Annotated in this window: 17 protein-coding genes and 1 pseudogene; 6 read left to right on the top strand and 12 right to left on the bottom strand. The window is 68.4% G+C overall.

Annotation, left to right across the window (positions count from 1 at the left end):
• Window positions 1-34 precede the first annotated feature (34 nt).
• The gene (gene ybiB / locus PA01_10495) at window positions 35-955 is read left to right on the top strand and encodes a DNA-binding protein YbiB (protein KON81963.1); all 921 of its coding nucleotides are present in this window, start codon (window positions 35-37) and stop codon (window positions 953-955) included.
• 17 nt (window positions 956-972) lie between these two features.
• Here ybiB and PA01_18810 read toward each other — a convergent pair.
• Window positions 973-1,851 (bottom strand): annotated as a pseudogene (locus PA01_18810) (pirin family protein).
• A 137-nt stretch (window positions 1,852-1,988) separates the two neighbouring features.
• A complete protein-coding gene (locus tag PA01_10490; protein KON81962.1) occupies window positions 1,989-2,588 on the bottom strand; it encodes an NAD(P)H-dependent oxidoreductase in 600 nt (199 codons plus the stop codon).
• Window positions 2,589-2,832: 244 nt separating this feature from the next.
• On the opposite strand from PA01_10490, the gene PA01_10485 reads away from it, so the two are divergent.
• Window positions 2,833-4,461 (top strand): methyl-accepting chemotaxis protein, encoded by a 1,629-nt coding sequence (locus PA01_10485; GenBank protein ID KON81961.2) that lies wholly within the window; start codon window positions 2,833-2,835, stop codon window positions 4,459-4,461.
• A 92-nt stretch (window positions 4,462-4,553) separates the two neighbouring features.
• Window positions 4,554-5,054 carry a disulfide bond formation protein B gene (locus PA01_10480; protein KON81960.1) on the top strand — a complete coding sequence of 167 codons (501 nt, stop codon included), beginning with the start codon at window positions 4,554-4,556 and terminating at the stop codon, window positions 5,052-5,054.
• Between the two features lie 21 nt (window positions 5,055-5,075).
• Here PA01_10480 and PA01_10475 read toward each other — a convergent pair whose 3' ends face one another.
• The 5 genes from PA01_10475 to PA01_10455 form a co-directional block, all read right to left on the bottom strand.
• Window positions 5,076-5,300, bottom strand: coding sequence for a DUF2892 domain-containing protein (locus tag PA01_10475; protein ID KON81959.1), 225 nt, complete (start codon window positions 5,298-5,300; stop codon window positions 5,076-5,078).
• On the bottom strand, window positions 5,297-8,548 hold the full coding sequence (locus tag PA01_10470) for an efflux RND transporter permease subunit (GenBank protein KON81958.1): 3,252 nt from the start codon (window positions 8,546-8,548) through the stop codon (window positions 5,297-5,299). Before PA01_10470 ends, PA01_10475 begins: the two co-directional genes overlap by 4 nt.
• A 13-nt stretch (window positions 8,549-8,561) precedes the next feature.
• On the bottom strand, window positions 8,562-9,611 hold the full coding sequence (locus tag PA01_10465; GenBank protein KON81957.1) for an efflux RND transporter periplasmic adaptor subunit: 1,050 nt from the start codon (window positions 9,609-9,611) through the stop codon (window positions 8,562-8,564).
• Window positions 9,612-9,710: 99 nt separating this feature from the next.
• Window positions 9,711-10,094 carry a CbiX/SirB N-terminal domain-containing protein gene (locus tag PA01_10460; protein ID KON81956.1) on the bottom strand — a complete coding sequence of 128 codons (384 nt, stop codon included), beginning with the start codon at window positions 10,092-10,094 and terminating at the stop codon, window positions 9,711-9,713.
• On the bottom strand, window positions 10,091-10,912 hold the full coding sequence (locus PA01_10455; protein ID KON81955.1) for a tRNA threonylcarbamoyladenosine dehydratase: 822 nt from the start codon (window positions 10,910-10,912) through the stop codon (window positions 10,091-10,093). Before PA01_10455 ends, PA01_10460 begins: the two co-directional genes overlap by 4 nt.
• Window positions 10,913-11,014: 102 nt before the next feature.
• On the opposite strand from PA01_10455, the gene PA01_10450 reads away from it, so the two are divergent.
• Window positions 11,015-11,680: a sel1 repeat family protein gene (locus PA01_10450; protein ID KON81954.2), complete on the top strand. Its 666-nt coding sequence runs from the start codon at window positions 11,015-11,017 to the stop codon at window positions 11,678-11,680.
• Window positions 11,681-11,701: 21 nt separating this feature from the next.
• Here PA01_10450 and PA01_10445 read toward each other — a convergent pair whose 3' ends face one another.
• The gene (locus PA01_10445) at window positions 11,702-12,670 is read right to left on the bottom strand and encodes an MBL fold metallo-hydrolase (protein KON82443.1); all 969 of its coding nucleotides are present in this window, start codon (window positions 12,668-12,670) and stop codon (window positions 11,702-11,704) included.
• Between the two features lie 114 nt (window positions 12,671-12,784).
• Between PA01_10445 and PA01_10440 the strand changes: the two genes are divergently transcribed.
• Entirely contained in the window at window positions 12,785-13,933 is a 1,149-nt protein-coding gene (locus PA01_10440; GenBank protein ID KON81953.1) for a PatB family C-S lyase, read from the top strand.
• 78 nt (window positions 13,934-14,011) lie between these two features.
• On the opposite strand, the gene PA01_10435 is transcribed toward PA01_10440, so the two are convergent.
• From PA01_10435 to PA01_10425, 3 genes are all read right to left on the bottom strand, one after another.
• Window positions 14,012-14,605, bottom strand: a complete 594-nt coding sequence (locus tag PA01_10435) for a DUF4142 domain-containing protein (protein KON82442.2) — start codon at window positions 14,603-14,605, stop codon at window positions 14,012-14,014.
• 244 nt (window positions 14,606-14,849) lie between these two features.
• Entirely contained in the window at window positions 14,850-15,350 is a 501-nt protein-coding gene (gene ssb / locus PA01_10430) for a single-stranded DNA-binding protein (protein ID KON81952.1), read from the bottom strand.
• Window positions 15,351-15,371: 21 nt separating this feature from the next.
• Window positions 15,372-16,556 carry an MFS transporter gene (locus PA01_10425; GenBank protein ID KON81951.1) on the bottom strand — a complete coding sequence of 395 codons (1,185 nt, stop codon included), beginning with the start codon at window positions 16,554-16,556 and terminating at the stop codon, window positions 15,372-15,374.
• A 140-nt stretch (window positions 16,557-16,696) separates the two neighbouring features.
• On the opposite strand from PA01_10425, the gene uvrA reads away from it, so the two are divergent.
• A complete protein-coding gene (uvrA, locus tag PA01_10420; GenBank protein KON81950.1) occupies window positions 16,697-19,567 on the top strand; it encodes an excinuclease ABC subunit UvrA in 2,871 nt (956 codons plus the stop codon).
• An 81-nt stretch (window positions 19,568-19,648) separates the two neighbouring features.
• Here uvrA and galE read toward each other — a convergent pair whose 3' ends face one another.
• Entirely contained in the window at window positions 19,649-20,668 is a 1,020-nt protein-coding gene (gene galE / locus PA01_10415) for a UDP-glucose 4-epimerase GalE (GenBank protein ID KON81949.1), read from the bottom strand.
• Window positions 20,669-20,746 lie beyond the last annotated feature (78 nt).

The raw sequence follows: 20,746 nt of genomic DNA, 5'->3' as shown, positions 1-20,746 counted from the left end.
GGCTGGAATGCGCACGGCGACGGATAATCGCGCCATGACCTACGCCTCGATCATCAAGGAAATCGGACGCGGCGCCAAGGGCGCGCGCTCCCTCGACACGGCCAGCGCCGAAGCGCTGTTCGGCGACATTCTCGACGGCAAAGTGCCGGACCTCGAGCTCGGCGCGATGCTGATCGCGCTGCGCATCAAGAGCGAGACGCTCGACGAGCTCGTCGGCTTCAAGCGCGCAATCGACGCCCGCACCGAAGCCGTGGCGGTGCCGCCGGGACCGCGCTGCGTCGTGCTGCCGACTTACAACGGCGCGCGCCGCCAGGCGAACCTGATGCCGCTCGTCGCGCTGCTCGTCGCGCGCGAAGGCGTGCCGGTGCTGATCCAGGGACGACACGACTTCGAGTCGCGCGCGAGCCCGTTCGAATTGCTCGCCAAGCTCGACATCGTCCCGGCGGCGAACAGCGACGACGCGGCACGCGCGCTCGCCGAGCGCCGCGTCGCGTGCCTGACGCTGCCGCAGCTGCTGCCGGGCCTCGACCGCCTGCTCGGCCTGCGGCTACGGCTCGGCGTGCGCGGCAGCGGCCACACGATGGCGAAGCTGATCGACCCGTGCGTCGGCCGCAGCGTGCGCGTCGTTGCGGTCACGCACCCCGAATATCTCGAACGAATGCACGAATTCCTCCTCGTCGATGGCGGGCGGGCAATGCTGCTGCGCGGCACCGAAGGCGAAGCCTACGCGAATCCGCGCCGGCGTCCGGCAATGGAAGCGTTCCGGGACGGCGTCGCGAGCGTCGCGTGGCCGGCCGAAGGCGGCGGCGCGCCGCCGCTCGAAGGCGTCGCCGACGCGCCCGGCGTCGTCGCCAACGCGGTGCTGATCCGCGCGATGCTCGCCGGCAACGTCGCGACGCCGCAGCCAATCCTCGACCAGGTCGCGGCGCTCGTGCAACTCGCGCGCGAAGACTGACCCGCGTCGTCAGCGTGCGCGAAGCGCCCGTCGCGGTAGTCGGCGAGCGCGGCGTGGATCTCGGACTGCGTATTCATGACGAACGGGCCGTACTGCGCGATCGGCTGGTTCAGCGGCCGACCGGCGATCAGCAGCAACCGCGCCGGCGCCGCGCCGGCCTCGACGACGACGCCGTCGGCTTGCGGCGCGTTCGCCAGGATCGCCATGCGCTGTTCGGCGACCGTCGCGCCGCCGACCGCGACTTCGCCGCGATAGACGTACAGGAACGCGTTGTGCGCCGGCGGCAGCGTCTGGGCGAAGCGCGCGCCGGCCGGCAGGTGGACGTCGAGATACAGCGGCGCCGTCGCGTCGCGCGTCACCGCACCGGCGACTCCGTGGCTCGCGCCGGCGATGACGCGGACTTCGACACCCGCCGGCGTCGTGAACCGCGGCAGTTCGGCGGCCGCGAAGTCGCGGTACCACGGCTCACAGAGCTTGTCACGCGCCGGCAGGTTCAGCCACAGCTGGAAACCTTCCATGACGCCCTCTTCCTGCTCCGGCATTTCGGAGTGGATCACGCCGCGGCCGGCAGTCATCCACTGCACGCTGCCGTTCTCCAGCAGCCCTTCGTGGCCGGCGCTGTCGCGGTGGCGCATGCGTCCGGCGATCATGTACGTCACCGTCTCGAAGCCGCGATGCGGATGGTCGGGAAAACCGGCGAGATGATCGTCGGGGTTCTCGTTGCCGAACGCATCGAGCATCAGGAACGGATCGAGGCGGCGCTGCAGCGGCTGTGCCAGCACGCGCGTGAGCTTCACGCCCGCCCCGTCGGAGGTCGCCTGCCCGGCAACGAGGCGCTCGACAGCGCGGCTCTGCGTGACGCGTTCGATGCTTGCTTCGGGGAGTTCGGTGGGCATCGCGGTTCTCCTGATGGGGTCGGGGGTTCGCTCGTGCCGCCTGCCCGGGCAGGCGGCATCCGTCTTCGCGGAAGCGCTCGGTGGAGGGGCGGCGCGACGGCGCAGCCGCCGGTTCGGACCGGCGCTGCGCGGAAACGTCAGGCGAGCGCCGCCTCGATATCGCGCTCGGCTTCGGCGAAAGCCTGCTCTGTGGCGTCGGCGCCCATCGCGAGGCCTTCGGCAAAGACGAAACGCACGTCGGTCATGCCGAGGAAACCGAAGATCGTCTTGAGGTACGGGACCTGAGTGTCGGCCGGCGTGTCGCGATAGCGGCCGCCGCGGGCGAAGGCGACGTACACCTTCTTGTCCTTCAGCAGGCCTTCGGGACCGTTCGCCGTGTAGCGGAACGTGACTTTGACGCGCGTGATCGCGTCGATCCAGTTCTTCAGCTGCACCGGCACGCCGAAGTTGTACATCGGCACGCCGATGACGAGGGCGTCAGCGGCCTGGATTTCGGCGATCAGCGCGTCGTCGAGCGCGACGCGAGCCGCCTGCTCGGGCGAGCGCTTGTCGGCCGGCGTGAACAGTGCGCCGAGCGCCGCTTCGTCGAGCACCGGGTGCGGGTTTTGCGCGAGGCTGCGCACGACGAGTGCGGCGCCCGGGTGCGATGCGCGCAGCCGTTCGACGATGCTGTTCGCGACGCGGGTGGAGTTGGAAGCGTCGCTACGGGCGCTGGAATTGATTTGCAGGATGTTCATTGCGTTCTCCGTGTGAGTGTTTTGCGGGTTCTACTTTATTGGATCAACTGTTGCCTGAAAAGCCACGAAAGCTGACAACACTGTTCCTGTTATTGCAAGAATTGCGCGGCGCCCGCTGCGCCCGCCGCCGCCCTGCAAGATTTTCCTCAAGTTCGTCGCCGTCGGGACGCTAATCAATCATTACAGGACCGGGAAAAACGGTCGAAAAAATGTGTCACGACGAGCGGAACCACCTGGAGGAGACATGAAAGCGAAAGCTCTATCGATAAGGGCGGCGTTGATTGCGCTGTCGCTGGTGGTGCTGGCGATGCTGCTCGCAGTAGGTGGGATCGGATTGCGCAGCGTCACGAGCCTGGAAGGATCGGTCGGGCGCAGCCACGAAGCCGCGGCGGCCGCGCTGCGGCAGGTCGAAGCCGACGTGCTGCGCGGCACGGTCCGCAGCGACGTCCTCGCCGCGCTGCTCGCCGCCGAACAGGACGATTACGCGGCAGTCGAGGAGGCCGGCCGCCGGCTGCACGCCGACGTGGGCGCGCTCGAGGAAGCGTTCGCCGGCACCGCCGGGCAAGCGCTCGGCCCGGCAGTCGGGGCGGCGGTCGAGTCGATGCGTCCGGCGCTCGAGCGCTACGCGGCGAACGCCAAGCGCATCGTCGGCAAGCTGGTCGGCGGCTACGACGACACCGCTGTCCTGCTGATCGATTTCATGAAGGACTTCAGCGCGCTCGAAACGGAAATGAACGGGCTCGCCGCGCACATCGAAGCCGAAGCCGCCCGCACGCGCGCATCCGCGCACGAGACGATGCGCTTCAGCCAGTGGGCGATCGCCGCTGCCGTGCTCCTCGCGGCGCTTTTGACCGCGACGCTGTGCATGCTGACTTACCGCCGCATCGTCCCGCCGCTGAGCGCCCTCGCGCGCACCGCAAACGGCATCCGGGCGAGCGGCGACCTGACGCGGCGCGCGCCCCCGACCGGCGACAACGAAATCGGGCATGCGGTGGCCGCCTTCAATGACCTGCTCGAAAACCTCCAGGGCATCGTTCGCGAAGTGCGCGCGAGCGGCAGCCGCATCGCCGAGCGCAGCGCGCGCCTCGTCGACGTTTCAGGCATTGCGCTCGACACGAGTTCCAGCCAGAACGAAGCGGCCGGCACGATGGCCGCGACGATCGAAGAGCTTACCGCGAGCATTCGCCAGATCGCCGAACATGCGCGCGAAGTGGCGAGCGCGTCCGCCGAGTCCGGTCGCCTGTCGCGCGACGGCGTGGCGGTCGCGGGCGATGCTTCCGCAGCGATCCAGCGCATCGCCGCCGGCGTCGGCAGTGCTGCGGCATCGATCAGCGCGCTCGGCAAGGATGCGGAAGCGATCTCGAGCATCGTGCAGGCGATCAAGGACATCGCCGAGCAGACCAACCTCCTCGCCCTCAATGCCGCGATCGAGGCGGCGCGCGCCGGCGAACAGGGCCGAGGCTTCGCAGTCGTGGCCGACGAGGTGCGCAAGCTCGCCGAACGCACGACCCACTCGACGCAGGAGATCATCGGCATCGTCACGCAGATCCAGAACGGCACGCGAAGCACCGTCAGCAACGTCGAAGACGGCGTCCGGCAGGTGAAGAGCGGCGTCACGCTGGCCGAGGCGGCGGGCGAAGCGATCCGTCAGGTCGCCGACGTCGCCGGCAATGCTGCCCGGGCGGTCGGCGAGATCACGCACGCGCTCGACGAGCAGAACACCGCAAGTCAGGACATCGCGCGCAACGTCGAGCAGGTCGCGGACATGGCCTCGCGCAACCACGCCGCGGCGGCCGAATCCGCCGGCCACGCGCGGGAGCTCGCGGAACTGTCGCGGGCGCTGGAAGGGGCCGTCGGGCGCTTCACGGTCTGAGCGCCGCGGTCGACGAACTTTTCGTGCGATGCGGCCACGAAAGCCGGTCCTGGCCTACAATCCGGCCCTGCCTAGTCCCTCGCGTGCCGCCCATGCAAGCTTTCGCCTTTTCCTCCCGCGCGCTGTTCCTCGGCCTGTTCGCAGTATGCGCCGGGCTGCTCGGCTTCGCCCTGTACCTGCAGCACGCGGTCGGGCTCGAACCGTGCCCAATGTGCATCATGCAGCGCTATGCCTTCGTCGCGATCGCGCTGACGGCGCTGGTCGCCGGGCTGCATGCGCCGGGACCCCGCGGCACGCGCATCTACGCTGCCGTGATCCTGCTGCTGGCGCTCGCCGGAGGGGGCGTTGCGCTGCGCCAGACGTGGATGCAGCTCTACCCGCCGGAGTTCGCCGAATGCGGACCCGACCTCGAATTCATGCTCGGCAGCTTTCCGCTGGCTGACGCGCTGCCGATGATCTTCCAGGGCGCGGGCGACTGCTCGAAAGTCGACTGGGCGTTCCTCGGCCTGTCGATCGCGAACTGGTCGCTCGTCTGCCTGACGCTCGTCGCGATATTCGCGATCATGATGATCGCGCGCAAACGCCGCGGCTGAAACGCGCTGCTGCCCGACCGCTCAGCGGCACGCGACGGCGTCCCTGACGCCGAACTTGCGAAGGATCGTCTCCAGCGGGCAGATGCCGGTGAAGCCGCTCTGGAACAGGTTCGCCCCGACGAAGGCCGTGAACCACAGGAAATTCGCGTTGACGAACAGCGGCGACGCTTCGGCGCCGAGCGCGAGCGAGATCAGCACGAAGGCGCCGGCGAAAATGCGGACGAACTGGTTGACGGTCAGGTTCATGGCGTTTCTCCTTGCAGTTGGGCGACGCGGCTGCGCATCGCGGCGAAATACAGCACCGGGATGACGACCAGCGTCAGCACGGTGGAGACGAAGATGCCGAAGATCAGGCTGATCGCCAGGCCGTTGAAAATCGGGTCGTCGAGGATGAACAGCGCGCCGATCATCGCCGCGAGCGCGGTCAGCCCGATCGGTTTCGCGCGCACCGCCGCGGCGCGGACCACCGCTTCGCCCAGTTCCATGCCCGCACGCACCTGCTGATTGACGAAATCGACGAGCAGGATCGAGTTGCGCACGATGATGCCGGCGAGCGCGATCATGCCGATCATCGACGTCGCGGTGAATTGCGCGCCGAGCAGCGCGTGGCCGGGCATCACGCCGATGATCGTCAGCGGGATCGGCGCCATGATGACGAGCGGCACGAGATAGCTGCGGAACTGCGCGACGACGAGCAGGTAGATCAGGATCAGGCCGACCGCGTAGGCCGCGCCCATGTCGCGGAACGTCTCGTACGTGACCTGCCATTCGCCGTCCCACTTCAGGCTGTAGCCCGCATACGGGTCGGCCGGCGCGCGGATGAACCATTCGCCGAGCGTGCCGCCGAGCCCCGGCGCTCCGTCGAGCGCGAGATCCTTCACGTTCGAGCGGATGTCGAACATGCCGTACAACGGGGAGTCGAGCCGTCCGCCCATGTCGCCGGTGACATACACGACCGGCAGCAGGTCCTTGCGGTGGATCACCTGCTCGCGGACCGTCTCCTGCGCCCGGACGAGTTCGGACACCGACACCAGCGTGCCGTCGCGCGCCCGCACCTTCATCGCCAGCAGCGGATCGACGCTCGACTGCCGTTCGGACGGCAACTGGATGCGCACCGGAATCTCGTACTTGTTGTCGCCGCCGTGGATCGGCGTGACGTCCTCGCCGGCGAGCCCGAGGCGCACGACTTCGACGATGTCGGCTTGCGCGACGCCCATGCGCGCCGCTTTCGCCTGATCGACGCGCAGCACGAGCTTCGGCGCCACCTCGTCGACGGTGTCGTCGACGCCGACGACATCCGACGCGCCTTCGAACGCCGCACGCACTTTGCCGGCGACCGCGACCTGGCCGGCGTAGTCGGGCCCATACACTTCAGCGACGATCGGCGACAGCACCGGCGGGCCCGGCGGCACTTCGACGACTTTCGCGTTGCCGCCGGCTGCGCGCGCGATTGCGCTCACTTCGTCGCGCACCGCCACGGCGATCTCGTGGCTCTTGCGCGAGCGCTGCGCCTTGTCGACGAGATTGACCTGTACGTCGCCCATCTCCGGCGCGCTGCGGAGGTAATACTGGCGCACCAGGCCGTTGAAGTTGATCGGGCTTGCCGTGCCCGCGTACGCCTGCCAGTCGCTGACTTCCGCGACGGCGCCGACGTGCTCGCCGATCTCGCGCAGCACGCGCGCGGTCTCCTCGACCGGCGTGCCGACCGGCATGTCGAGCACGACCTGGAACTCGCTCTTGTTGTCGAACGGCAGCATCTTCATGACGACGAGCTGCACTGCGGGCAGCGCGACCGACGCGACGATCAGCGCGCCGACGATGAGCCACAGCCTGAGCCGTGCCCGCCCGCCCTTGACGGGCTCGAGCATCGGCGTCATCACGCGGCGGAAGAAGCGGTCGAGCCGCGCGGTGAGCTTGTCCTCGCCTTCGTGATGGTGCGCGTCGACCGTTTTCAGCAGCCGCTGCGCGAGCCACGGCGTGACGACGAACGCGACCGCGAGCGAGATGAACATGCCCATCGACGCGTTGATCGGGATCGGGCTCATGTACGGCCCCATCAGCCCGGTGACGAACGCCATCGGCAACAGCGCCGCGATCACCGTGAAAGTCGCGAGGATCGTCGGGCCCCCGACTTCGTCGACGGCGCGCGGGATCAGCTGCCACAGCGGCGTGTCGGGCTCGAGCGTGTGCCAGCGGTGGATGTTCTCGACGACGACGATCGCGTCATCGACGAGGATGCCGATCGAGAAGATCAGCGCGAACAGGCTCACCCGGTTCAGCGTGAACCCCCACGCCCACGACGCGAACAGCGTCGCCGCGAGCGTCAGGCCGACCGCGACGCCGACGATCAGCGCCTCGCGCAGCCCCAGCGCGAAGAACACCAGCAGCACGACCGCGGCGGTCGCGAACACGAGCTTGCCGATCAGCGTGTTCGCCTTGTCGTTCGCGGTCTGGCCGTAGTTGCGCGTGACGGTGAATTCGACACCTTCCGGGATGATCTCGCCGCGCAGCGATTCGGCGCGCGCGATGACGTCCTCGGCGACGTCGGCGGCGTTCGCGCCGGGCTTCTTCGACACCGCGAGCGTCACCGCAGGGAACACGCCAGCGTCGCGAGCGCCCGCTTGCGCCGCCGCGCCGGTGCCGAACCACACGTATTGCGTCGCCTGGTCCGGGCCGTCCTCGACCCTCGCGACATCCCTCATGAACACGGGCCGGTTGGCGGCGACGCCGACGACGAGACTGCGCACGTCGTCGGCGGATTCGAGATACGTGCCGGTCTGCACCAGCACTTCGCGGTTCGCGGCGACGAGGTTGCCGGCCGGCTGCGACGCGTTCGCGAGCTGCAGCGCGGCGCGCACGTCCTGCGCCGTGACCGCGTGCGCATTCATCCGCTCGGCGTCCATCAGCACGCGCACGACGTGGCCGGGGCCGCCGATCGTCGCGACGTCGCGCGTGCCGGGAACGCGCTTCAATTCGAGCTCGACCGCGCGCGACACCTGCTGCACGTCGAAGCCGGCGCGGGCCGGATCGGCGGTCCAGAAAGTCAGCGCGACGATCGGCACGTCATCGATGCCTTTCGGCTTGACGATCGGCTCGCCGACGCCGAGCTGCGGGCTGAGCCAGTCGCGGTTCGAATGGATCGTGTCGTAGAGCTTGACGAGCGCGTCCTGGTTCGGCACGCCGACTTCAAACTGCACGGTAATGACTGCGATGCCGGGGCGCGACACCGAATACACGTGCTCGACGCCGGCGATGCGCGACAGCACCTGCTCGGCCGGACGCGCGACGAGCGCTTCGACGTCGCGCGCGGACGCGCCCGGGAACGGCACGAGGACGTTCGCCATCGTCACGTCGATCTGCGGTTCTTCTTCCTTCGGCGTGACGAGCGTCGCGAACACGCCCATCAGCAACAGGATCAGCGCGAGCAGCGGCGTCAGTGCGTTGCGCTGGAACGCGCCGGCGATGCGACCGGAGATGCCGAGCGGAGCGGTCATCGTCCCGCCCCCGTCAGCGGCTCGCCGCGCGCGTGGCGCGACCGGCGATGCTAGCCTGTACCGGATCGAGCGCGACCTCCTCGCCGCCGGCGAGGCCGGCGAGCACTTCGACGCTGCCGTCCGCGAGCGCTTCGCCGGCGCGAATCTGCCGCAGGCGGAAGCCGCCCTTGCCGTCCGGAACATATACGCCGGTGATCTCGCCGCGCCGCAGAATCGCCTCGGCCGGCACCGTGATACGCCGGTCCTCGCCGCTCGTGAAATGGACGCGCGCGAACATTCCCGGCACCAGCCCGGTCGCCTGTTGCGGCACATCGACCCGCACCCGGACGGTATGCGTGCGCGGGTCGGCTGCGGGCAGCACGATGACGCCGGCCGCGTCGAACCAGCGCCCCGACTCCGGCAGTTCGATGCGCGCCGTCAGCTGCTCTGCGGTGACACCGGCCATGCGGTATTGCGGCACGTCTACGATCGCCCGCATCGCTGCCGGATCATAGACGGTCAGCAGCACGCGCCCGGGCTGCGCCATGTCGCCCGGCTCGACGTGGCGTGCCGCAACCACCCCGGTCAAGGGCGAGACGATCGTCGTGTAGCCCTGCACCGCACCCGCCTGACCGCGCCCGGCGCGTGCCGCGCGCAACTGCGCTTCGGCCGACTCGTATGCCGCCTTCGCCTGGTCGAGCGCCGACGAGCTGACGAACTTGCGCTCGAGCAGCCGCGCGGTGCGCTCGAAAGCCGCTTTGGCATTGATCAGGTTCGCCTGCGCCGCGGCGATGCCGGCTTCCGCGCCGGCGACCGCCTGCGCCGCCTCGACGGCATCGATGCGCAACAGCACTTCGCCTTTCGCGACCCGGTCGCCGGCATCGACGTTCAACGCGACGATGCGGCCCGGCACCTGCGCGGCGAGCGCAACCTGATGCACCGCTTCGAGCGTCGCTTCGGCCGGGTGGGAGCGCGCCACGACGCGAGCTTCGACCCGGACGGTGGCCAATTCGGCATGCGCGATTCCGGCCGCGGCGAGCGCCAGCGGAATCAGCAGGAAGCGGGCGAAGAGCTGATCGATCATGAATATCAGTTTATTCTAATATTCATCCAAGTCAACGGTTCGCCGCTGCCGCCTTGGCGCAAACTCCGCGTGCAGGGGCGGCAAACGTACGGTCAGCGGTCAGTCGTCTTCGATCGCACATTGCCGCGCGTAGCTCGCCATCGCCGCGACGACCGGTTCCGCCTCGCCGACGGCGAGCGTCTGGATGATCTCGCACCCGGGATGGCGCTCGCACGCCGCGGCGACGAGTTTCGGCAGATCGTTTTTCAGGTGGCCGCCACGGGCGATGAACATCGGCACGATGACGATGCGCCGCGCGCCGCGCGCGACCAGGGCATCGATCGCCTCGTCCAACGTCGGCGCGAGGAACTCGAGGAATGCGAGCTCGACCCCGAGCTCCGGCGCCCGCGTGCGCAGCGTGTCGCGAACCCGCTCCATCGGCTGCGCCCACGCCGGATCGCGTGCGCCGTGGCCGAACAGCACTACTGCCCTGTCATGAGTCATGCCTGATCCTCCTGCCTGTCGGGCGCGTCGCCGGCCGGGCGCGCGAGCAGTCGTTCGAGCGCGCGCGCTGCGGCGAACAGGCCGACGCTGGCGGTCATCATCATGCTCGAACCATAACCGGCGCAGGCGAGCCCCTGCGGCCCGTGCGGCAGGTCGCACGCCGCCCCGTCGAGGCGCAGCGCTTCGCTCGAATACACCGCTTCGATGCCGAACGGCCGCTTCGGGTTGCGCGGAAAACCGTGCTCGCTGCGCAGCCGCTTGCGCACTTTTGCGAGCAGCGGGTCCTGTTCGGTGCGCGACAGGTCGTCGACGCGAATCCTCGCCGGGTCGGTCTTGCCCCCCGCTCCGCCGGCGACGATCAGCGGAATGCGGCGCGCGCGGCACGCCAGCACGATCGCGACCTTGGCCCGCACGTTGTCGATCGCGTCGATGACGACGTCGACATCGCGCAGCAGCGCCGCGGCGTTGTCCTCGCCGATGAAGTCCTCGACGACCGCGACGTTCACGAGCGGATTGATCGCGCGCAGCCGCTCGGCCATCGCGACGACTTTCGCCTGCCCGAGCGTCGCGTCGAGCGCGTGGCTTTGCCGGTTGATGTTCGATTCGGCGACGTGGTCGAGGTCGATCAGCGTGACGTGGCCGACGCCGCTGCGGGCGAGCGCCTCGGCCGCCCACGAACCGACTCCGCCGATGCCGACGACGCAGACGCGCGCGTGATCGAGCCGCGCCAGCGCCTCGTTGCCGTAAAGGCGGGCGATGCCGCCGAAGCGTCGTTCCCGGTCGACGTCCGGAACGGTGGAAGTGATCGGTGCCGACATGAAACCTGCAAGCGAGGGGAGAGCGCCGATGTTACCTCAGCGGGCACGCGTCTGAACCGAATCGCGCCTGCCTTGCTCCAACCGGCCACAGGGGGAACGACCATGCATCGACCGCTATGCCGGGTATTGTTCTGCGTCACGCTGGCGTTCGGCTGCGCACACGCGGACGCGGGTACTCCGGCAGCAGCGCTCGCGCAGACCGCGAGCGGCGCTTACGAGGCGGGGCGCCACGACGAAGCGGCCCGGCTGTTCGAGCAGGCTGCGCGCGCCGGCAACCGCCTCGCCCAGTTCAATTACGCGATGATGCTGTACCGCAACGAAGCGCAGTCACGCGACGCGAACTCGGCGTGGCGCTGGCTGCGTCGTGCCGCGGGTGCCGGTCTGCCGCAGGCGCAGTTCACGCTCGCGCGGCTGTACGAACACGGCGACGGCGTACCGCAGTCGCTGCCGACCGCGGCCGAGTGGTATCGGCGTGCTGCCGCGCAGGGACACGTCGAGGCGCAGGTGAGCCTCGCGTCGATGCATCTGGCCGGCGACGGTGTTGCGCAGGACGCGGCGACCGCAGCCCGCTGGTATCTTGCCGCCGCGCGCGCCGGCGACGTCGCCGCGCAACACCTCATCGCGAGCCTGTACGAGACCGGCCGCGGCGTCGCGCGGGACCGGCGGCTGGCAGCGCACTGGTACCTGCAGGCGGCGCAGCAGGGCGACGCGCTCGCGCGCGAGAAGCACACCGCGCTGATGTCGCAGATCGAGGCGACGACGCCGTGAGCACGTCCGGCGCAGGCGACGCTACTGCGTCGGCCCCGGCTCCTTCCCGGCAGTGGAATCGAGCCAGATTCCGAGCCCTTGCGCATTGAGCTCCAGATCCTGCCGGAACAGGTCGAGCACTTCCGCTTCGGGGGGCGTCCAGCCCTGGCGCTCGGCTTCCTCGCGCACGATCTGCTCCAGTCCGGCAAGGATCTCGACGTGGCGCGCGACGCCCTCGCCTCGCGCCGCCTGCGCGACCGCGACATGGGCGCCGACCAGGCGGTGCAGGTCCGCGGCGAGACGTTCGACGTCGGTCACGCGGCTGTAATGGGTCAGATACATCGCCTCGGGGAAGAAACTCAGCAGGCGGTCGATCGACGCATGCAGCGCGTCGGGATCGAACTGCGTCGGGGTCGTGGTCGGGAAAATCGACGCGCGGCCGTCGACGTCGAGTTCGCGGTAGGAAAGTCCGAACGTGTCGCCGGTGAAAAAGGCGCGGGCCGTCTCGTCCCACACGCAGATATGATGCCGCGAATGTCCCGGCGTCTCGAGGACGAGGAAGCGGCGCCCGGCGAGATCGACTTCCGTGCCTTCGGCGGCAGGCACGATGCGCTCCGGCGGCACCGGCGCGAGCCGCCCGTATAGCGCGAAAGCCCGCTCCGCGCCATACACGGCCGAAGTGCCTTCCCACAGTTTCGCCGGGTCGACGAGGTGGCGCACGCCGCGCGGATGGACGACGAGCTTCGCGTTCGGCAACGCGCACATCAGGCTGCCGGCGCCGCCCGCGTGATCGAGGTGAATGTGGGTGAGGATGACCCAGTCGACGTTCTCGGGCGCGATGCCGGCAGCGACGAGGGCGCCCAGCACGCGCGGGACGGACGCGTTCGTGCCGGTGTCGACGACCGCGGCGTGCCCCTGATGGATGACCAGGTGGATCGCCGCGACGCCGGGCCGGCCATAGCCGGCATCGACCGCAAGAATGCCGTCGGGGTGGGCGGTGACGTGCTGCACGTTGTCTTCCTCCTGCACATTCGGTTAGTTTTCCTCAATTGTATCCGCTGCACGGGACAAAGACCCGGCATCGCACCGCGAGCTTTTCATTGCCTTGCAACAGGGCTGACGACGATGAATCCGATTTTCGACTTCGACACCGAGATAGACCGCCGGCACGTTCCCGGCGAAAAATGGGGACGCTATGCAGGGCGCGACGTCCTTCCGCTGTGGGTCGCCGACATGGATTTCGCCGCGCCGCCGCCGGTCGTCGAAGCGCTGCAGCGCCGTCTCGACCACCGCGTCTTCGGCTACACCGACGCCTGGCCCGGCCTGACTGAAGCGGTGATCGAAGGCCTCGCGCGCGACCACGCGTGGCGGATCGAAGCGGACTGGCTGGTGTGGCTACCCGGCGTCGTGACCGGCTTCAATCTCGCGTGCCGCATCACGGGCGAAGCTGGCGACGAAGTGCTGACCGCGACGCCGGTCTACCCACCGTTCCTCGCTGCGCCGGGCAACAGCGATCGTCGCCTCGTGACGCGTCCGCTCGTCTTTGCCGACGGCCGGTGGAACTGGGATCGCGATGTGTTCGAAGCCGCGCTGACCCCGCGCAGCCGCCTGTTGATGCTGTGCAACCCGCACAATCCGGTCGGCCGCGTGTTCGACCGCGACGAATTGCGCTGGCTCGCGGACCTCGCCGAGCGGCACGACCTGACGATCTGTTCCGACGAAATCCACTGCGGCCTGGTGCTCGACGACGACGCCCCGCACGTCCCGATCGCCGCGCTCGATGCGTCGGTCGCGCAACGCACGATCACGCTGATGGCGCCGTCGAAGACGTGGAACATTCCGGCGCTGTACTGTGCTTTCGCCGTGATTTCCGACAGCAGCCTGCGGCGGCGCTTTCGTCACGCGATGCATGGCATCGTGCCGCATCCGAACGTGCTCGGAATGGTCGCTGCCGAAGCGGCCTACCGCGACGGCAGCCCGTGGCGCGCCGCGCTGCTCGACTACCTGCGCGGCAACCGCGACCTCGTGATGGCCGCGATCGACACGATGCCGGGCATCGAGACCGCGCGCCCGCAGGCGACTTACCTTGCGTGGATCGACTGCCGCGCGGCCGGGCTCGAAGACCCGGCAAAGTTCTTCGAAGCCGCCGGCGTCGGCCTGTCCGACGGCGCGCCGTTCGGGATGCCCGGCTTCGTGCGGCTGAATTTCGGCTGCACCCGAGCGCTGCTCGCCGAAGCGCTCGGACGGATGCAGCGCGCGCTGCGTGAAAGGTAGCCGGAAAAACGCGGCACGCGGCCGGCCCAGCGCACAAGCCGTGCCGCGGGCCACGGCGTCACCGTCACCGTCGCGGCTCTAATCCTTGAGGGCGCGCTCGTTTTTCTTCGCGAGTTCCAAGTGCTCGCGCAGGATCGGCAGGTTTTTCGCGGCGAAGGCTTTGAGTCCGGCGTGCTTCGAATCCTTCGCGTATTTCTCGAAGGTTTCGATGTCCTTCTCGTGCTCCTTGACCATCAGCTCCATGTATTCGCGGTCGAACTTCTGGCCCGAATGCTTCTGCAGGTCCTTGAGCTTGTCCTGATGCTTGTCCTCGGGCTGCTTGGGCAGCTGCATGCCGGTGTCCGAGACGATCTGCTGCAGCTCGCTGTTCGCGGTGCCATGGTCTTTCACCATCCGCTCGGCGAACAGCTTGACCTGCGACGACGCCGTACTCTTGCTGGCGAGTTGCCCCATCTGCACTTCGGCAAGACCCGACGAAGCCGCTTTCTCGACGAACTCCCGATCGTCCTCCGACAACTGCGGTGTCGTGGTCGCGGCGCTCGAAGTGCCTGAAGGCGAGCCCTGCGTCGCAGCCGGGGCCGACCCGCTGGCTTGCGCAAACAACACCGACGGTGCCATCAGTCCGATTGCCGCGGCGATACAAAGGCTTTTGCTGCGAAACGTGGATGTCATGGGACGCTCCTTCGACAAGTGGGTCATCGAGCCGCACCGAGCCGGTGCGATTCACGGAGCATGACTTTTGCAATTTCCATTCCCCGTGCCGCAAGCGGCGCCACACCGCTTCTCCGGAGCCTGCACCGCCGCCGACGACGGCAGGGGCTCGAACGGTGGGCGTAAAGCCGCACATCGCCGCGAAAAAATGCATCGCGAAGGAACTTGTCGGCAGCCTGGAACGACGTCTCCGGCCGAAGCCCGGTCAGAACGGAATGTCGTCGTCGAAATCGCCGAAACCGGCGCCCCCGCCGCTGCTCTTCGTCGGCGCCTTCGCCGGCGCGGCCGGCTGCGCGCTCGGGCGCGACGCTGCGGACGCGTCGTAGCCGCCGGCGTCGTACTGGCGGCCGGAGGATGCCTCACCCGCGCCCTGGCGCGACCCGAGCATCTTCATCTCGTCGCCGCGGATCTCGGTCGTGTAGCGGTCCTGCCCTTCCTTGTCCTGCCACTTGCGCGTCTGCAGCCGGCCTTCGACGTAGATCTGGCTGCCCTTGCGCAGGTACTGCGCCGCGATTTCGGCGAGCCGGCCGAAAAACACGACGCGGTGCCATTCGGTCTGCTCCTTCTTTTCGCCCGTCGCCTTGTCCTTCCAGGTTTCGCTCGTCGCCACCGTGATGTTGCAGATCGCATCGCCGCTGGGGGCATAGCGCGTTTCGGGATCCTTGCCGAGATTGCCGATCAGGATCACTTTGTTCAGGGATGCCATGCGATTCTCCTCATGTAGGGATTAACGTGCCGCCGGTGCCGCCACGACCCGGCGCGGAGGCGAGTTCATTGTCGCCGCGACCATCAGCCAGACCAGCGCGAGCAAGCCGCAGGCGAGGTTGACGGCTGACGGTCCGTACTGCTGCGCGATCCAGCCGCCGACCATTCCACCGAGAAAGAGACCGACCGATTGCAGCGTGTTGTAGACGCCAAGCGCAGTGCCTCGTGCGTGGGGCGGCGCGATCTTCGATATCCACGACGGCAGGACCGCTTCGAGCACGTTGAAGGCGACGAAAAACAGCGTCAGCCACACGCCGAGCGCCAGCAGGCTGTCGCCGAGCGCATACAGGCCGAGCTGCACGACGACGAGCAGCGCGATCGCCGCATTGAAGATCACCTTCATCATGCCGCGGCGCTCGGCGACGATCACCGCCGGCACCATCAACGCGAACGACAGCAGCACTGCGGGAAGATACACCTTCCAGTGCTCGGGCAGCGGCAATGCGCCGCCGGCGACGATCGCGGCCGGCACGAGCACCCACATCGCGGTCTGGATCAGGTGCAGCGCGAACACGCCGAGGTTCAGCCGCATCAGCTGTCCGTTGCGCAGGACGTCGACGAGCCTGCCGCCGGCGGCGCGCGGAATCACCGGCACCGTCGGCACGACGTAGACGACGACGCCGATCGCAAGAAAGGCCAGCGCTGCGGTCAGCCAGAAAATCCCGCTCATGCCGACCAGCGTATAGAGCAGCGGCGCCGCGACCATCGAAATCGCGAACACCAGACCGATGCTCGAGCCGATCATCGCCATCACCTTGGTGCGATGCTGGTCGCGCGTGAGGTCGGCGGCGAGCGCGGTCACCGCGGCGGAAATCGCACCGGCGCCCTGCAGGACCCGGCCGACGATGACGATGTAGATGCTGTCGGCCAGCGCGGCGACGGCACTGCCGATGACGAACAGCAGCAGGCCGAACACGATCACCGGCTTGCGGCCGAAACGGTCGGACGCGGCGCCGTAGGCGATCTGCAGGAACGCCTGCGTCAGCCCGTATGCGCCGATCGCCAGGCCGACGAGCGTCAGGTCGTCGCCGCCGGGAATCTCATGGGCATGAACCGCGAACACCGGCAGGATCAGGAACAGGCCGAGCATGCGCAGCGCGAAGATCGCCGCGAGGCTCATGCCGGCCCGCTTCTCCGCGGGGGTCATGGAATCGTGCTCGAATCGGGACATTAGGGAGACGCGGCGGACCAAAGCGGCGATTCTAGCATTCGCGGTTCATCCGGTTTGGATCGACCGGTGTTCTCTCGTATAGTGGCGCGTTCCCCCTCCGGCAATTCCCCCGCCCCATGGACGAAATCCGCATCCGCGGCGCCCGCACCCATAACCTGAAGAACATCAGCCTCGACCTGCCGCGCAACCGGCTGACGGTGATCACCGGCCTGTCGGGGTCGGGCAAGTCCTCGCTCGCGTTCGACACGCTGTACGCCGAAGGCCAGCGCCGCTACGTCGAGTCGCTTTCCGCGTACGCGCGGCAGTTCCTGCAGCTGATGGAGAAGCCCGACGTCGACCTGATCGAGGGGCTTTCGCCGGCGATCGCGATCGAGCAGAAAGCGACCAGCCACAATCCGCGTTCGACGGTCGGCACGGTCACCGAGATCCACGACTACCTGCGCCTGCTGTACGCGCGCGCCGGCACGCCGCACTGCCCGGACCACCCGGACCAGGCGCTCGAAGCGCAGACGGTCTCGCAGATGGTCGATCACGTGCTGGCGCTGCCGCAGGACACGCGGCTGATGATCCTCGCGCCGGTCGTCGCGTACCGCAAGGGCGAGCAGCACGACCTGTTCGCCGAACTGCGCGCGCAGGGCTTCGTGCGCGTGCGCGTCGATGGCGTCGTCAGCGAACTCGACGCCCTGCCGGCGCTCGAGAAAGGCCGGCGGCATACGGTCGAAGTGGTCATCGACCGGCTCAAGGTGCGCGCCGACCAGCGCGGGCGCATCGCCGAATCGTTCGAGACGGCGCTGACCCACGCCGACGGCCGCGCGATCGCGGTCGAGATCGACAGCGGCGCCGAGCACCTGTTCTCCGCCCGCTTCGCGTGCCCGGTGTGCAGCTACGCGCTCGCCGAACTTGAACCCCGCCTGTTTTCGTTCAACAACCCCGCCGGCGCATGCCCGAAGTGCGACGGTCTGGGTCAGGTCGATTTCTTCGATCCCGCGCGCGTCGTCGTGCATCCCGATCTGTCGCTGTCGGCCGGGGCGATCCGCGGCTGGGACCGGCGCAACCAGTTCTACTTCCAGATGCTCGCGAGCCTCGCGGCGCATTACGGTTTCGACGTCGATACGCCGTTCAGTGAGCTGCCCGAAGAAGTGCGCGAAGTCGTGCTGCACGGTTCCGGGCGCCGGAAAATCCCGTTCCGCTATCTCGCCGACAACGGCCGCACGGTCGCGAAGGAACATCCGTTCGAAGGCATCATCCCGAACCTGGAGCGGCGCTATCGCGAAACCGACTCGACGGCAGTGCGCGAGGAGCTCGCCAAGTACCGCGCGACGCACCCGTGCCCGGGCTGCGGCGGTACGCGGCTGCGCAGCGAAGCCCGTCACGTGCTGATCGGCGGCCAGCCGATCCACGCCGTGGGGCGGATGCCGCTCGGCGACTGCAAACACTTTTTCGACGGGCTGTCGCTGAGCGGCCACCGCGGCCTCGTCGCCGGCAAGATCGTCAAGGAAATCTCGGACCGCCTGAGCTTCCTGATCAACGTCGGGCTCGACTACCTGTCGCTCGACCGCTCGGCCGACACGCTGTCGGGCGGCGAAGCCCAGCGCATCCGCCTCGCGAGCCAGATCGGCTCGGGCCTGACGGGCGTCATGTACGTCCTCGACGAGCCGTCGATCGGCCTGCACCAGCGCGACAACGACCGGTTGCTCGGCACGCTGCGCCAGCTTCGCGACCTCGGCAACACGGTGATCGTCGTCGAGCATGACGAGGACGCGATCCGCTCGGCGGACTACGTCGTCGACATGGGCCCGGGCGCCGGGGTGCATGGCGGCGAGATCGTCGCCCGCGGCACGCCCGCGGAAATCATCGCCAGCGAGACGTCGCTGACCGGCGCGTACCTCGCGGGACGCCTTGCGATCCCGAGCCCGCGGCGGCGCACCGCTCCCGATCCGCAACGCCTGCTCACGCTTCGCGGCTGCAGCGGGAACAACCTCAAGGACGTCGTCCTGGAACTGCCGGTCGGCCTGCTCACGTGCGTGACCGGCGTGTCAGGCTCGGGCAAATCGACGCTGATCAACGACACGCTGTATGCGATCGCAGCGAAGCACCTTTACGGATCGAACACCGAGCCGGCGCCCTACACGTCAGTTGAGGGGCTCGAGTTCTTCGACAAGGTCATCAACGTCGACCAGTCGCCGATCGGCCGCACGCCGCGCTCGAACCCGGCAACCTACACGGGCCTGCTGACTCCGGTGCGCGAGCTTTTTGCGGGCGTGCCCGAAGCGCGCGCGCGCGGCTATGGCCCGGGGCGCTTCTCGTTCAACGTCAAGGGCGGACGCTGCGAAGCCTGCCAGGGCGACGGGATGATCAAGGTCGAGATGCACTTCCTGCCCGACATGTACGTGCCGTGCGACGTCTGCCACGGCAAGCGCTACAACCGTGAAACGCTGGAAATCCGCTACAAGGGCAAGACGGTCTTCGAAGTGCTCGACATGACGGTGGAAAACGCGCTGGAGTTCTTCCGCGCCGTTCCGGCGGTCGCGCGCAAACTCGAAACGCTCGTGGACGTCGGCCTCGGCTACATTCGCCTGGGCCAGAGCGCGACGACGCTTTCCGGCGGGGAAGCACAGCGGGTCAAGCTCGCGCTCGAGCTGTCGAAACGCGACACCGGCCGCACGCTGTACATCCTCGACGAGCCGACGACCGGCCTGCACTTTCGCGACATCGAGCTGCTGCTCGGCGTGCTGCACCGCCTGCGCGACCACGGCAACACTGTCGTCGTCATCGAGCACAACCTCGACGTCATCAAGACTGCCGACTGGCTGATCGACCTCGGCCCCGAAGGGGGCGGGCGGGGCGGGAAAATCCTTTGCAGCGCCCCTCCCGAAACCCTCGCTGCCCACCCCGCAAGCCACACCGGCCGCTACCTGAAGAACGCGATGGCGCGGGACGATGCGCGCCCGGCCGTCGCGGGGATTGCCGCACAATCCAGTTCGTGACCGGGCCGGTGTCCACCGCCGACCGGTCGTGCGGAGCCGCGACCAGGGCGCGTGTTGCGCATCGCCCCCGCCTCTTCGTCGTCAGCCCGGATAGCCGTCCGGATTGCTCGTCTGCCAGTGCCAGGCGTCCCGGCACATCGCATCGAGGTCGTGCTCCGGCCGCCAGCCCAGCACTTTTTCCGCCCGGCCGGCATCCGCCCAGCACGCGGCGATGTCGCCAGGGCGGCGGTCGACGATGCGGTACGGGACCGGGCGGCCGGACGCCGCCTCGAAGCTGCGAATGACGTCGAGCACGCTGTATCCGCGTCCGGTGCCGAGATTCAGGCACGTCACACCGGGCAGCCCTTCGATGCGTTCGACCGCCTGCACGTGGCCGCGCGCGAGATCCACGACGTGGATGTAGTCGCGAACACCGGTCCCGTCCGGCGTCGCGTAGTCGCCGCCGAACACCTGCAGCTGCGGCAGGCGTCCCACCGCAACCTGGCTGATGTACGGCATCAGGTTGTTCGGGATTCCATGGGGATCTTCCCCGATGCGCCCGCTATGGTGCGCGCCAACCGGATTGAAGTAGCGCAGCAACACCACTTGCCAGCGCGGATCGGACGCGGCGACGTCCGACAGCACCTGCTCGGTCATCCACTTTGTCCGGCCGTACGGGTTGGTCGGCGCCGCAGGGGCGCTTTCCGCGATCGGCACGCTGTGCGGATCGCCATACACCGTCGCCGAGGAGCTGAACACGAGCCGGCGCACGCCGGCTTCGGCCATCGCCCGCGTCAGCGCGATCGTCCCGCCGATGTTGTTGTCGTAGTACTCGAGCGGCTCGCGGACCGATTCGCCGACCGCTTTCAGCGCGGCGAAATGGATCACCGCATCAACCGGATAAGCGCCGAAAACGGCTTGCAGACCGCCGGGTTCGCGGATGTCGAGCTCGTGGAAGCCCGCCAGCCTGCGCCCGGCGATCTGCTCGACCCTCGCGAGCGCCTCGGACTTGCTGTTGCACAGGTTGTCGACGACCACGACGTCGTGGCCGCTCTGCAGCAGTTCCACGCAAGTATGGGAGCCGATATATCCCGCTCCGCCGGTTACCAGCACCACCCTCATCGCCCTCTCCTGTCTTGTCTTCCGCGTTCGCGAGACGAGCCGTTGCCGCACGGTTCCCGACCGATCCGGTTCCGACCG

Origin of the sequence: Azoarcus sp. PA01, from assembly GCA_001274695.2 — a bacterium.
Taxonomy (GTDB): domain Bacteria; phylum Pseudomonadota; class Gammaproteobacteria; order Burkholderiales; family Rhodocyclaceae; genus Aromatoleum.
Note: the sequence above shows the minus strand (reverse complement) of the source record. Positions and strands in the feature narration are given on the sequence as shown.